The 13995-nt window shown below is 72.8% G+C and carries 13 protein-coding genes and 1 pseudogene; 13 read left to right on the top strand and 1 reads right to left on the bottom strand.

The features are described from left to right. Positions 1 to 149: 149 nt before the first annotated feature. From GV126_RS07670 to GV126_RS07605, 13 genes and pseudogenes are all read left to right on the top strand, one after another. Positions 150 to 521 (top strand): FKBP-type peptidyl-prolyl cis-trans isomerase, encoded by a 372-nt coding sequence (locus tag GV126_RS07670; RefSeq protein ID WP_028422926.1) that lies wholly within the window; start codon positions 150 to 152, stop codon positions 519 to 521. 140 nt (positions 522 to 661) lie between these two features. Then, positions 662 to 1639 (top strand): helix-turn-helix transcriptional regulator, encoded by a 978-nt coding sequence (locus GV126_RS07665; RefSeq protein WP_159663876.1) that lies wholly within the window; start codon positions 662 to 664, stop codon positions 1637 to 1639. 18 nt (positions 1640 to 1657) lie between these two features. Further along, a pseudogene (locus GV126_RS07660) lies at positions 1658 to 2653 on the top strand (helix-turn-helix transcriptional regulator); the annotation flags it as partial. A 365-nt stretch (positions 2654 to 3018) separates the two neighbouring features. Further along, positions 3019 to 3312: a hypothetical protein gene (locus tag GV126_RS07655; protein ID WP_159663874.1), complete on the top strand. Its 294-nt coding sequence runs from the start codon at positions 3019 to 3021 to the stop codon at positions 3310 to 3312. A 10-nt stretch (positions 3313 to 3322) separates the two neighbouring features. Then, a complete protein-coding gene (locus GV126_RS07650; RefSeq protein WP_159663872.1) occupies positions 3323 to 3517 on the top strand; it encodes a hypothetical protein in 195 nt (64 codons plus the stop codon). A 261-nt stretch (positions 3518 to 3778) separates the two neighbouring features. Then, complete coding sequence (gene tatA / locus GV126_RS07645) at positions 3779 to 4060, top strand: Sec-independent protein translocase subunit TatA (protein ID WP_159663870.1); 282 nt, start codon at positions 3779 to 3781, stop codon at positions 4058 to 4060. A gap of 47 nt (positions 4061 to 4107) precedes the next feature. After that, positions 4108 to 5055: a twin-arginine translocase subunit TatC gene (gene tatC / locus GV126_RS07640; RefSeq protein WP_159663868.1), complete on the top strand. Its 948-nt coding sequence runs from the start codon at positions 4108 to 4110 to the stop codon at positions 5053 to 5055. Positions 5056 to 5197: 142 nt separating this feature from the next. Continuing rightward, on the top strand, positions 5198 to 8050 hold the full coding sequence (locus GV126_RS07635) for a DEAD/DEAH box helicase (protein WP_159663866.1): 2853 nt from the start codon (positions 5198 to 5200) through the stop codon (positions 8048 to 8050). Between the two features lie 365 nt (positions 8051 to 8415). Next, positions 8416 to 10029, top strand: coding sequence for a sensor histidine kinase (locus GV126_RS07625; RefSeq protein ID WP_159663864.1), 1614 nt, complete (start codon positions 8416 to 8418; stop codon positions 10027 to 10029). Then, positions 10026 to 10433 carry a roadblock/LC7 domain-containing protein gene (locus GV126_RS07620; protein WP_159663862.1) on the top strand — a complete coding sequence of 136 codons (408 nt, stop codon included), beginning with the start codon at positions 10026 to 10028 and terminating at the stop codon, positions 10431 to 10433. The genes GV126_RS07625 and GV126_RS07620 overlap by 4 nt, the downstream gene beginning before the upstream one ends. Further along, complete coding sequence (locus GV126_RS07615; protein ID WP_159663860.1) at positions 10430 to 10837, top strand: DUF742 domain-containing protein; 408 nt, start codon at positions 10430 to 10432, stop codon at positions 10835 to 10837. The genes GV126_RS07620 and GV126_RS07615 overlap by 4 nt, the downstream gene beginning before the upstream one ends. Continuing rightward, entirely contained in the window at positions 10818 to 11438 is a 621-nt protein-coding gene (locus tag GV126_RS07610) for a GTP-binding protein (protein ID WP_159663858.1), read from the top strand. The genes GV126_RS07615 and GV126_RS07610 overlap by 20 nt, the downstream gene beginning before the upstream one ends. Before the next feature lie 37 nt (positions 11439 to 11475). Continuing rightward, positions 11476 to 13083 carry a cytochrome P450 gene (locus GV126_RS07605; RefSeq protein ID WP_159663856.1) on the top strand — a complete coding sequence of 536 codons (1608 nt, stop codon included), beginning with the start codon at positions 11476 to 11478 and terminating at the stop codon, positions 13081 to 13083. Here GV126_RS07605 and GV126_RS07600 read toward each other — a convergent pair. After that, a partial coding sequence (locus GV126_RS07600) for a pseudouridine synthase (RefSeq protein WP_201299812.1) occupies positions 13077 to 13995 on the bottom strand: 919 nt, incomplete at its 5' end. The two genes, GV126_RS07605 and GV126_RS07600, sit on opposite strands and share 7 nt — an antisense overlap.

Here is a 13995-nt window from a genome sequence, read left to right as displayed (position 1 = left end):
CGCAGGGTCCGGAGCGGCCGTCCACAGGGGGGGGCTGAGCCGTACGTCCCCCGGGCGTGCCGCGCCGTGCCCCGCCGCCGTGAGCGTGCCGCGGCCGGGGATGAAAGACTGTCCGTGTTCTTCGACGTAGACAGCAGGAGCTTTCAGACGTGAACATCGACAAGCCGGAGATCGACTTCCCGGGCGGCGAGCCCCCGGCGGACCTCGAGATCAAGGACATCTGGGAGGGCGACGGCGAGGTGGCGAAGGCCGGCCAGACGGTCACCGTCCACTACGTGGGTGTCGCCTTCAGCACCGGCGAGGAGTTCGACGCCAGCTGGAACCGGGGCACCCCCTTCCGCTTCCCGCTGGGCGCCGGCCGCGTCATCAAGGGCTGGGACCAGGGCGTGCAGGGCATGAAGGTCGGCGGCCGCCGCCAGCTGACCATCCCGGCCCACCTCGCCTACGGCAACCAGAGCCCGACCCCGGCGATCAAGCCCGGCGAGACGCTGATCTTCGTCGTGGACCTGCTCGCGGTCTGACCGACCCATGACGGATCTCCCGCGGGATCCGATCGACCGAGGCCCGCCCCTGTCCGGGCGCGGGCCTCGGCTTTTGCCTCCGCGCCGGGGAGCGGTACGGTCATCGGTCGTAAGCACCATAAGGAAGGCGAAGGGCATCGATGGCCATTGCCAAGGCCGAGCGGCTGATGAATCTGGCGCTGTGCCTGCTCGGGACCCGGCGGCCGCTCAGCAAGCGCGAGCTGCGGGAGTCCATCGAGGCCTACGTCGAGGCGTTCGGGCCGGAGCAGTCCACGGCCGGCTCCGACGACGCCTTCAACCGCATGTTCGAGCGGGACAAGGACGACCTGCGCGAGCTGGGCCTGGTCATCGAGACCGTCGAGAGCCTGGACGGCGAGGTCGGCTACCTGGCCCGCCGCGACAGCAACCGGCTGCCGCCCATCACCCTGGACGCCGAGGAGGCCGCCGCGCTGGGCCTGGCCGCCAAGGTGTGGCAGCAGGCCCGCCTCGCCGGTGCCGCCAGCGGCGCCCTGCAGAAGCTGCGCGCGGCCGGCCTGCCCGAGGAGGTCGACCCCTACGAGGCGCACGGCGCCCTGGAGCCGCGCCTCCCGGTGCACGAGGCCGCCTTCGAGCCGCTGATGCTGGCCCTGCGCGACCGCCGCCCGGTCGTCTTCGACTACCGCAAGGCCAGTGCCGCCCGGCCCGAGACCCGGCACGTCGAGCCGTGGGCGCTGGAGTGCTGGCGCGGCCACTGGTACCTGGCCGGCTTCGACCGCGACCGCGGGGCCGAGCGGGTGTTCCGGCTGTCGCGGATCACCGGCCGGGTCCGCTCGCGCGGCGGCCGGTTCACCGCGCCCGTGCCGGACGTCGTGACCGTCCGGGAGACCGTGGCGAGCTGGGCGGGCGAGATCGCCGACCGCTCCGCGCGGATCAGGCTGCGTTCGGGTGCCGGTTACCCCCTTCGGGCGAAGGCCACCGCCGTGCGGGAACTCGGTGACGGCTGGGACGAGTTGGAGATTCCGTACGGGCACGGGCTGGACGCCTGGCTGGTGGAGTTCGGACCGGACGTGGTGGTCCTGGAGCCCGCCGAGCTGCGGGCGGACGTGGTGGACCGGCTGCGTGCCGTGGCCAAGGGCTGAGGGGGAGCGAGCGACACCGTGGCAGGCAAACCGGTCAGGCCCGCGAGCGCCATCGACCAGACCCGGCGGATGCTCTCGCTGGTGACGTATCTGCGGGAGCGGCCCGGCGCGCGGATCGAGGACGTGGCGCGCGCCTTCGGCATCAGCGAGGAGGAGCTGGTCTCCGACCTCGACGTGCTGCCCATGTGTGGCACCAGCTTCCGCGGCGGCGACCTGCTGGACATCGACACCGACGGCGAGCGCATCTGGTGGCACAACCCCGCCGCGCTCGGCGCCGAGGCGGCCGAGCCGCTCAGGCTCGCCGCCGACGAGGCGACCGCGCTGCTGGTGGCGGCCCGCGCGGTGGCCACCCTGCCGGGCCTGCGCGAGAGCGACCGGCAGGCACTGCTGCGGGCCACCGCCAAGGTGGAGGCCGCGGCGGGCGAGGCGGCGGGCACCAGCTCCCGGCTGTCGGTGACGTTCGAGTCCGAGGGCGGGGTCTTCGCCGACGTGGACCGGGCGATCTCCGAGCGCCGCCGACTGTGGATCCGGTACTACTCACCGGCCCGCGACGAGGTCACCGAGCGGGAGATCGACCCCATCCGCCTGGTCAGCGTCGGCCACACGTACGTGGAGGCCTGGTGCCGCCGCTCCGAGGCCCGGCGCACCTTCCGGCTGGACCGGGTGGCGGAGATCAGGATCCTGGACGAGCCGTCCGCACCGCCCGAGGTGGAGCTGCGCGACCTGTCCGAGGCCCTGGTGCAGCCGGCCGCCGAGGACCCCGAGGTCGTCGTGGAGGTCGGCCCGGGCGGGCGCTGGGTGGCGGAGTACTACCCGCACGACAGCGCCGAGGAGCTGCCCGACGGCGGACTGCGGATCACCCTGCGCACCCCCGATCCGGCCTCGCTGCGGCGCCTGGCGCTGCGCCTGGGCCGGGACGGACGCATCGTCGCCCCGCGCGAGCTGGCCGACAGCGCCCGTGAGGCGGCCTGCGCGGCCCTGGCGGCGTACGACGAGGCGGACGACAGCCACGGCGCCGACCCCCTGGGCGGCAGCGACGGCACCACCCGCCCGGGCGGCAGCGCCGACATCGACCCCACAGGCGGCAGCGACGGCGGCCCCGACCGCACCGGCGGAACGGACGGCATCGGCCGTACCGGCGGCACGGACGCCACTGGCCGTACCGGCGGCACGGGCGCCGTCGGCCCCAGCGGCGGCCCCGGAGCCGGCACGGCGCCGCAGGCCGCAGACGCGCTCCAGGCCGGTCACGCGGTGGACGCGACGCCCGCAGTGGAGCGGGCCGAATCCCAGGCCGTCCCGGGTGCCCGGGGCGTGCGCGCGGGGGACGAGGCGGCGGACGGACGGTTCGGCAGGCGGTTCGACAGGCAGGAGCAGGGACTGTGAGCGAGTCGGTGAAGTCCGGGACGTCGGGGATGTCGGTGGCGGCGGCGTTCGCCGGAATGCGCAGCGTGGCCCCCGTGGTGTTCCGGGCGGGCTGCCCCGACTGCCGGGGGCGCTTCGAGCTGGCCGCGAGCGCGCTGCGCCTGGCCATCGGCGCCAGCAGCCGCACCACCTTCTACTCCTTCACCTGCCCCGAATGCGGTGCCGCGGTCCGCAAGCCGGCCGGCGAGCGGATCGTGGAGTTGCTCACCGGGGGGGGGGTCAGGACACTGCGCCTGCACTCGACCCTTTAGTCTCGAGGGCATGTTCTGGCCGATGTGCGCGGTAGCCGCGGGATTCCTGGGTCTCGCCGTCCTCGGGGTGTTCGCCGTCCAGGTGTTCGTTCAGGCCCGGCGGCTCGGGCGGCAGGTCACGGAGTCCGCACGCCGTATCAACCGGGCCGCGGAGGAGCTGGAGCGGGCGAGCGTGAGCGCCGCCCGGTCGGTGAAGTCCCTGTGAGCGCGGGAGGACGGCGGCCGATGGGCCGCCCGCGGCGGGCGCCACGGCCCGCCGCGCCCTGTCACGGCGGCGCTCGCGGCAGGTACGCTGCTGAACGCGGACCGGAGAACGAGGCCCGGTCCGCGGACGGGAGTACGCACAGGGATTGCCTCGTGTTCACCCCTGAGCGTTACGATCGCTGCCAGATGCGACCGCTCGGGCACATGTCCGACTGGTCGGACAGCATCCCACCCAGCCGCCTCGGTGAGAAGGTATAGACATATGTTCGGAAGGCTCGGAGCCCCCGAGATCATTCTCATCCTCGTCGTCATCATCCTGCTGTTCGGCGCGAAGAAGCTTCCGGACATGGCGCGCTCGCTGGGCAAGTCCGCCCGCATCCTGAAGAGCGAGGCCAAGGCGATGAAGGAAGAGGGCCGCAGCACCTCCGCCCCGTCGCCGGCCCCGGGTGAGCAGCCTCCCGCCCAGCGCACCATCCAGGCCGCTCCCGGAGACGTGACCAGCTCGCGTCCGGTCAACGAGCCGACGGACACCCCCCAGCGCTGACGCACGGCCGGACCGTTCCGGCCTGCCGCACGAGATGAGGACGTGGGTTGCTCAAGCCTGCCCGCAAGAAGGAGAAGGATCCCGAGGGGCGGATGCCCCTTGCGGATCATCTTCGTGAGCTACGCAACCGGCTCGCGAAGGCGTTGCTCGCCGTCGTCGTGGTGACGGTCGTCGCCGCCTTCTTCTACTACGACATCATCAACTTCCTCACCAAGCCGATCCTCGACTCGATCGGCTGCCCCGACACCTTCGAACAGCTCGCCAAGGGCGCCGGCCACCACCAGTGCGCGCAGATCACGATCAACGGTCTGCTGGCCCCCTTCACCCTGGCCCTGCAGGTCTCCTTCGTCGCGGGCATCGTGGTCGCCTCGCCGGTGTGGCTGTACCAGCTGTGGGCGTTCGTCGCCCCCGGCCTGCACCAGCACGAGAAGAAGTACGCCTACGCGTTCGTGGGCACCGGCGTGCCGCTGTTCCTGGGCGGCGGCTTCTTCGCCTACAAGGTGCTGCCCACCACGGCCAAGGTGCTCATCGACTTCACCCCCAAGAACGTCGACAACCTGCTGCCGCTGGACGACCTGCTCCAGCTGGTGACGCGCATGGTGATCGTCTTCGGGCTGTCGTTCGAGCTGCCGCTGCTGCTGATCATGCTGAACCTCACCGGCATCCTGACCGGCAAGCGGATGCTCGGCTGGTGGCGGGCGATGATCATGGGCATCACCGTCTTCGCGGCCGTCGCCACGCCCAGCACGGACCCGGTGTCCATGCTGATGCTCGCCGGCCCGATCTGGGTGCTGTACTTCGGCGCGGTCGTCTTCTCCCTGCTCAACGACCGCCGCAGGCGCCTTCGCGACGAGGCGGGTCCCGCCGACGACGAGGCCTCCGAGCTGGACCTCACCCCCGAGGACATCGGCGAGATCGAACCCGTGGCCGCCAGCCGGTCCCTGCCCGACCAGGCCGGCCCCGAGCGGGTCAACGGCTACGACGACGTGACCTGAGCGACACCGCCGCCGCCCCTCCTTCCTCCTCACCACAGGCACCGCGAGAAGCCGGCCGCCCGCACCGCGCGCGGCCGGCTTCCCCGTGTCCGCCCCTCGCGGACCCAGCCCCTGATCAGGGGCAACGGCGCTGATCGCGATAATGATCGTCCGGTTGTCGGTGCGGCCCGGTACGCTCGAAAGCACGATGACTGAGGACCTCTCACCGGCCGAGCGGTACGCGGCAGCGCGCAGACGAGCTGCCGAGCAGGCCACCGCGCTCGCGGGTTTCCGCGAGATGTACGACTTCGGCCTCGACCCCTTCCAGATCGAGGCCTGCAAGGCCCTCGAGGCGGGAAAGGGCGTGCTGGTCGCCGCGCCCACCGGCTCCGGCAAGACGATCGTGGGCGAGTTCGCCGTCCACCTCGCCCTGCAGCAGGGCAGGAAGTGCTTCTACACGACCCCCATCAAGGCGCTGTCGAACCAGAAGTACTCCGACCTGTGCCGCCGCTACGGCAGCGGCAAGGTGGGCCTGCTCACCGGCGACAACAGCCTCAACGCCGACGCCCCGGTGGTCGTGATGACCACCGAGGTGCTGCGGAACATGCTCTACGCCGGCTCCCAGACCCTGCTCGGCCTCGGCTATGTGGTCATGGACGAGGTGCACTACCTCTCCGACCGCTTCCGCGGCGCCGTCTGGGAGGAAGTGATCATCCACCTGCCCGAGTCGGTGACCCTGGTGTCGCTGTCGGCGACCGTGTCCAACGCCGAGGAGTTCGGTGACTGGCTGGACACCGTCCGCGGCGACACCGAGGTGATCGTCTCCGAGCACCGCCCGGTGCCGCTGTTCCAGCACGTGCTGGCCGGACGGCGGATGTACGACCTGTTCGAGGAGGGCGACGGCCGGCGCAAGGCCGTCAACCCCGACCTGCTGCGCATGGCCCGCCTGGAGGCCAGCCGCCCCTCCTACCTGGACCGGCGGCGCGGCAGGAACATGCGCGAGGCCGACCGGGAGCGCGAGCGCCGCCAGCGCTCCCGGATCTGGACGCCGAGCCGCCCGGAGGTCATCGAGCGGCTGGACGCCGAGGGCCTGCTGCCGGCCATCACCTTCATCTTCAGCCGCGCCGCCTGCGAGGCGGCCGTCCAGCAGTGCCTGTACGCGGGCCTCAGGCTGAACGACGAGGCGGCGCGGGAGGAGGTCCGCGCCCTGGTCGAGGAGCGCACGTCGTCCATCCCGCCCGAGGACCTGCACGTCCTCGGCTACTACGAGTGGCTGGAGGGCCTGGAGCGCGGCATCGCCGCCCACCACGCCGGCATGCTGCCGACCTTCAAGGAGGTCGTCGAGGAACTGTTCGTGCGCGGCCTGGTCAAGGCGGTGTTCGCCACCGAGACCCTGGCCCTGGGCATCAACATGCCGGCCCGCTCCGTCGTCCTCGAAAAGCTCGTCAAGTGGAACGGCGAGCAGCACGCCGACATCACCCCCGGCGAGTACACGCAGCTCACCGGCCGCGCCGGACGCCGCGGCATCGACGTCGAGGGTCACGCGGTGGTGCTGTGGCAGCGCGGGATGAACCCCGAGCACCTGGCGGGCCTGGCCGGCACCCGCACCTATCCGCTGCGCTCCAGCTTCAAGCCGTCGTACAACATGGCGGTCAACCTGGTCGAGCAGTTCGGCCGGCACCGCTCCCGCGAGCTGCTGGAGACCTCCTTCGCCCAGTTCCAGGCGGACAAGTCGGTGGTGGGCATCTCCCGCCAGGTGCAGCGCAACGAGGAGGGGCTGACCGGCTACAAGGAGTCGATGACCTGCCACCTCGGTGACTTCGAGGAGTACGCGCGGCTGCGCCGCGAGCTGAAGGACCGGGAGAACGAGCTGGCCCGGCAGGGCGCCGCCCAGCGGCGCGCCGAGGCCGCCGTCGCCCTGGAGCGCCTGAGGCCCGGTGACGTCATCCACGTGCCCACCGGCAAGTACGCGGGCCTGGCGCTGGTGCTGGATCCGGGCCTGCCGGCCGGCCGGGCGGGCGGCCACCGGGGCCTGGAGTACCACGACGGGCCGCGCCCGCTGGTCCTGACCGCCGAGCGGCAGGTCAAGCGCCTGGCGTCCATCGACTTCCCCGTGCCCGTGGAGCCGCTGGACCGGATGCGGATCCCGAAGTCCTTCAACCCCCGCTCCCCGCAGTCCCGCCGCGACCTGGCCTCCGCGCTGCGCACCAAGGCCGGGCACATCCCGCCCGAGCGGCACCGCAAGCGGCGTTCCCAGGCGGCCGACGACCGGGAGATCGCCCGGCTGCGCACCGCGCTGCGCGCCCACCCCTGCCACGGCTGCGACGACCGCGAGGACCACGCCCGCTGGGCCGAGCGGTACCACCGGCTGCTGCGCGACACCAAGCAGCTGGAGCGTCGCATCGAGGGCCGGACGAACACCATCGCGCGCACCTTCGACCGCATCGTGGCGCTGCTCACCGAGCTGGACTACCTGCGCGGCAACGAGGTGACCGAGCACGGCAAGCGCCTGGCCCGGCTCTACGGCGAACTGGACCTGCTCGCCAGCGAATGCCTGCGCGAGCGGGTCTGGGAGGGCCTGGCCCCGGCCGAACTGGCCGCGTGCGTCTCGGCGTTGGTGTACGAGGCGCGGGTCAGTGACGACGCCCTGGCGCCCAAGCTGCCCTCCGGCAAGGCCAAGGCGGCGCTGGGCGAGATGGTGCGCATCTGGGGCCGCTTGGACGCCCTGGAGGAGGAGTTCCGCATCAACCAGACCGAGGGCGTGGGCCAGCGCGAGCCCGACCTCGGTTTCGCCTGGGCCGCGTACATGTGGGCCTCCGGCAAGGGCCTGGACGAGGTGCTGCGCGAGGCGGAGATGCCGGCCGGTGACTTCGTGCGCTGGTGCAAGCAGGTCATCGACGTCCTCGGGCAGATCGCGGCGGCGGCCCCCACCGAGAACTCCACGGTGGCGAAGAACGCCCGCAAGGCGGTCGACGGGCTGCTGCGGGGCGTGGTCGCCTACTCGTCGGTCGGGTGACGCGGGTCAACCCGGCGTGAGGGGCGTGCCGGTGCGCGCCCCCCCCCCGCCCCCGCCCGCCCCCCCCCGCCCCCCCCCCCCCCGCCGGCCGCCCCCCCCCCCCCCCCCGCGCCCCCCCGCCCCCCCCCCGAACGACCCGCCCCCCCGCAAATCCCCCCCGGGTCCTCCCGTCCCCGGCCCCCATTCCGGCGGTCCGCGCCGACGACACCCCGGTGACCCCGTCCGGCCCAGCCCCCCCCCACCGCCCCCCGCTGCTGCGGATTTGTGCGCTTGTTCCCCAATTTTCCGAAGACACCCGACAGTTCCATGCCCTACCCCACGGGAAGCCACCCCCGACCCCAGCCGATTCGTCTCAGAGGGCTTACATGGTGAGTGTTCAATCGCCCCCCGGCGGCCGTGAACTTTCCGTAATTCGCGTGCTGTTGCTGCCGGCCATAGTGATGGCGGCGGCCTGCGGAGCCGCCGTCGCCCTGGTGACGGACTCGGCCCGGCCGGCCGTCGGCTGCTGCGGCGCCGTCGCCACCGTCCTGGTGCTCGCGGCCGGCACCGAGGCGGTGCGCCGCGGCCGTGCCCTGCGCGACCTGCGCGCCCAGTACGCCGACCACACCACGTACCTGGAACGGCGCATCGCCCTCCACGACGAGCAGATCGCCTACCTCGGCAACGAGATCATCCCGGCGGCGATCGCCCACCTGCGCGCCGACCACACCCCCCAGGAGGTCATGCGCGACGTCATCGACGGCGACCCCGAGTGGTGCCGGATCCCCGAGTCGCAGCGCACCGTGGTCCGCACGATCCTCAAGATCGTCGACCACGAGGAGAACATGCGCGACTCCACGCAGCGCTCCTTCGTCAGCATCGCGCGCCGCGTCCAGGCGATCGTCCACCAGCAGGCCAAGGAACTGCGGGAGATGGAGGAGGACCACGGCCGCAGCCCCGAGGTCTTCGACGACCTGCTGCGCATCGACCACGGCACCGCGCTGATCGGCCGCCTCGCCGACTCCATCTCCGTCCTCGGCGGCGGCCGCCCCGGCCGCCAGTGGCCCAACCCGGTCGCCCTCTACAGCGTGCTGCGCGGCGCCATGTCCCGCATCCTGGAGTACCGCCGCATCGAGCTGCACTCCATCGCCAAGGTCAACATCAAGGGCACCGACGTCGAGCCGGTCATCCACGCCGCGGCCGAACTCCTCGACAACGCCACCCGCTACTCCCCGCCCAACACCAAGGTGCACGTGACCGCCGTCGAGGTGCAGACCGGCGTCGCCATCGAGATCGAGGACGCCGGCGTCAACCTCAACGAGGAGGCCCGCAACCGCATCGAGCAGATGCTGGAGGCCGCCAAGGCCGGGATGGACCTGCAGGACCTGGGTCAGGCACCGCGCCTGGGCCTGGCGGTCGTGGGCCGGCTGTGCAAGCAGTACAAGATGGACGTCTCGCTGCGGCCCTCCGCCTACGGCGGTGTCCGCGCCGTCCTGGTCGTGCCCAGCGCCATGATGACCACCGAGCCCGCCCCCGGGCTCGCCCACGGCATCGGCATCACCTCCATCCCCAAGCCGGGCCTGGACGCCGTGGAGGGACCCAAGCGCACCCCGAAGAAGCGCCGCCCCACCAGCCCCCGCATCCCCGCCTCGGTGTCCCTGGAGGACGACGTCCCCGAGGTCACCGAGTGGACGGCCAACGGGCTGCCGCAGCGCCGCAGCCGGGTCAAGATCCCGCTCAGCCAGCGCATCGCCGAACAGGCCGCCGCCGAGCGCGCCGAGCAGGAGGGCCGGTCGGTGTGGCCCACCCCCGAACCGGAGCCCGCGCCCGCGAAGGAGGAACCGCCGCCGGGCATGTGGGTGGAGGCGTTCTGGGAGGGGCTGAAGAAGGACAACCCGGGCCCCGACCCGACCGCGTTCACCCAGGACCCGACCGCATTCCTGCACCTGATCGAGAAGCCGGCCCGCGACGGGGCCGATGACGAGGGGGACCCCAAGTGATCCAGCAGCGAGCCAACTTCGACTGGATGCTCAAGGAACTGCACGACTCCGTACCGGGCATCGAGATGATCGTGGTGCTCTCCGCCGACGGTCTGCGCATCGCCCGCTACGGCGGCGAACCCGACAGCGCCGACCGGGTCGCCGCGGCCTGCGCCGGACTGCAGAGCCTGGCCGGCGCGGTCGCCGTGGAGATCCCCGACAGCGACGGCCGGATGAAGCTGGTGGTCATCGAGATCGACGGCGGCTACTTCTACCTGATGTCCGCCGGCGCCAACGCCTACCTCGCGGTGCTGGCCGACGTACGGACCGAACCGGGCACGATGAGCGCCCACATGCGCGACCTCGTGGTCCGCATCGGATCCCATCTGACCAGTCCGCCCCGGCGCTCCGGGCAGACCGTATGACGCCTCCGCGGCGCCAGAGGCGCTATCCCGCACAGGAACCGCCGCCGCCCGCCAAACCCGAGCGGCAGGGCGAGGCGAAGAACCCCGAACGGCTGTACGTCGTCGCCGGCGCGGACGAGGACGGCGCCCGCGCCGCCCTGGACCTGGTGACGCTGATCGTGGCCCGCGCCGACCCGCCGCCGTCCGCCACACCCGAGCAGACGGCCGTGCTGCGGCTGTGCGCCGCGCCGCTGTCCGTGGCCGAGCTGTCCGCCTACCTGAACCTGCCGTTCAGCGCGATGACGGTCCTGATCACCGAGCTGCTGACGGCCGAGCTGGTGCAGGCGCGGGCCCCGATCGTCCGCCAGGCGGTACCCGACCGTTCCCTCCTCGAAGCGGTGATGCATGGACTTCAACGGCTCTGACACCCTCCCCGGCCCGCGCACCGAGGACCATCTGCCGCACACGGCCCAGGCCGCGGTGAAGATCGTCATCGTGGGCGGCTTCGGGGTCGGCAAGACGACGATGGTCGGCTCGGTCAGCGAGATCAGGCCGCTGACGACCGAGGAGACCATGACCCAGGCCGGCATCGGCGTGGACGACAACTACGGCTCCGAGTCCAAGACGGCCACCACCGTGGCCATGGACTTCGGCCGCATCAGCATCACCGACCAGCTGGTGCTGTACCTCTTCGGCACCCCCGGACAGGAACGCTTCTGGTTCCTGTGGAACGGCCTGTTCGAAGGGGCGCTGGGCGCGGTCGTGCTGGTCGACACCCGCCGCCTGGAGGTCAGTTTCGACGTGATGGGGCGGCTGGAGGAACGCGGGGTGCCCTTCGTCGTGGCCATCAACTCCTTCCCCGACGCGCCCCGTTACCCCGTCTCCGAGCTGCGCAAGGCGCTCGATCTGTCGGAGGAGATCCCGATGATCGAGTGCGATGTGCGCCGCCGCGCCTCCAGCCGGGACGTGCTGATGACCCTGATGCGCTCCCTGCCCTCCCTCGCCCTGGCCCGCTCCCGCGCCTGACCCCCCCTGCCCTGGACGTTCTCCGAAAGCGACCGCTGTGACCTCTGACACCAGTTTCCCGGCCGGTCCCGGCGACCGGACCCTCGATCCGCCTCCCGGCTGCCCCGCGCACGGCCTCGGCCCCGGCGGGCTGCACCGGCTCCACGAGGCTCCCGACCTGCGCGAGCTGTACGAACGGCTGCGGGAGGAGTACGGCCCGGTGGCGCCCGTGCTGCTCCACGACGACGTACCCATCTGGGTGGTCCTCGGCCACGCCGAGAACCTGCACATGGTGCGCACGCCCGCGCAGTTCACCCGTGACAGCCGCATCTGGACGCCGCTGAAGGACGGCATGGTCAAGCCGGACCATCCGCTGATGCCGCACATCGCCTGGCAGCCCATCTGCTCGCACGCCGAGGGCGACGAGCACAAGCGGCTGCGCGGCGCCGTCACCGCCGCCATGCAGACCATCGACCCGCGCAGTCTGCGCCGCGTCATCGGCCGCGCCACCCAGCGCCTGGTCAACCGGTTCTGCGAGACCGGCCGGGCGGAACTGGTCGGCCAGTTCGCCGAGCACCTGCCGATGGCGGTGATGTGCGACATTCTCGGCATGGCCGACGAGTACGACGACCGGATCGTGCAGGCCGCCCGCGACATGCTCAAGGGCACCGAGACCGCGATCGCCAGCAACGAGTACATCATGGACTGCCTGCGCCGGCTCGTCGCCCGCAGCCGCAGCCGGCCCGAGGAGGACTTCGCCGGCCACCTCGTCCGGCACCCGGCCGGCCTGGACGACGACGAGGTCGCCCAGCACCTGCGGCTGGTGCTCATCGCCGCCTACGAGGCGACCGCCAATCTCCTGGCCAACACCCTGCGCCGGGTGCTCACCGACCCCGGTTTCCGCGCCCAGCTCAACGGCGGGCAGATGCCCGTGCCCCAGGCGGTCGAGCAGTCCCTGTGGGACGAGCCGCCGTTCAGCACCATCTTCGCCTACTTCGCCAAGCAGGACACCGAACTCGGCGGCCGGCGCATCCGCGAGGGCGACGGGCTGCTGCTCGGCATCGCACCCGGCAACGTCGACCCGCGGGTGCGGCCCGACCCGACCGCCGACATGCAGGGCAACCGTTCCCACCTGGCCTTCAGTGGAGGACCGCACGAGTGCCCGGGCCAGGACATCGGCCGCGCCCTCGCCGACGTCGGCGTGGACATGCTGCTGATGCGGCTGACGGACGTGCGCCTGGACTGCGCCGAGGAGGACCTGCGCTGGACGGAGTCGATCGCCTCGCAGCACCTGGTGGAGCTGCCGGTGCGGTTCACCCCGCAGCCGCAGCAGGACGTCAAGTCGCTGCCGACGCACACCCCGATGCCGGTGCCGCAGCCGCGCGCCGCCTGGGAGATCAGCACCGTACGGGCCGCGTCAGGGGCGGTCCCGGCGTCCGAGGCGGGCCGGGCGCCGGACGGTGTGCCCGGTGAGCGGCGGCGGGCCGCCGGGCCCGGACCCGAGCCGGCACCGGCCGCCGTCGGCGCGGTCCGCACCGCCGCCCCGGCCGGGAAGGCGGGCGCCGCGGAGACCGGACCGGTCGGGGCACACCTGCCCCCGGAGGCCGGCCGGGGCCGTCCGCGCGGCCCCTGGCAGCGCCTCGCGCGCTGGTGGCGCCGTCACTGACCGGCCCACTCCGTCGGGCACTCCCAGGCCTGCAGCACCCGGCCACTGCGGAACCGGTGGGCCGCCCCCGTGACCGGATCGGTGAACTCCAGTGTCCGCGCCAGCAGTTGCAGCGGGCGCCGGAAGTCGTCGGCCGGGACGGGGCCGGTCACCCGCGGGTACAGCGGATCGCCGAGGATCGGCACGCCCAGCGCGCTCATGTGCACCCGCAGCTGGTGGGTCTGCCCGGTGTCGGGGACCAGCCGGTAGCGGGCGAGCCCGTCGGCGGGGCGGGGCTCGACGACAGTGACGTGGGTGACCGCGGTGGGCTCGCCCGGCACCTCCCGCGCGGGCAGCACCCCGCGCTCCTTCACGATCCGGCTGCGTACCGTGCGCGGCCGGGCGAGGGCCGGGTCGTACGGGGCGCCGGCCTCGTACTCCTGGCGCCCCCGCCGGTCGCGGAACAGCGTCTGGTACCGGCCGCGTTCCTCCGGGCGCACCGTGAACAGCACCAGTCCCGCGGTGAGGCGGTCCAGGCGGTGCGCGGCGCTGAGGGGGGGGGTGCCCAGCTCGCGGCGCAGCCGCGCCAGCGCCGTCTCGGTGACGTGCGCGCCGCGCGGGGTGGTGGCCAGGAAGTGCGGCTTGTCCACGACGACGAGGTGCTCGTCGCGGTGGACGACGTGCAGCGGGAAGGGCACCGGCACCTCCTCGGGCAGCCGCCGGTGGAACCACACGCACAGGCCCGGCTCGTACGGCGCGTCCGGCGCCACCGCCCGGCCGTCCGCCCCGACGATCTCCCCGGCGCGCAGCATGGCCTCCACCGCCCCGGGCTCGGCTCCCGACAGCCGCTCCACCAGGTGTTCCCGCACGGTGGCCCACGGCCCGCCCGCGGGCAGGCGCACCCGCACCGGGTCCACTCCTTGGCGCTGGGGC

Origin of the sequence: Streptomyces mexicanus (genome assembly GCF_902506575.1) — a bacterium.
GTDB classification, from domain to species: Bacteria; Actinomycetota; Actinomycetes; order Streptomycetales; family Streptomycetaceae; genus Streptomyces; species Streptomyces mexicanus.
This window is presented reverse-complemented; position numbering and strand designations above follow the sequence as displayed.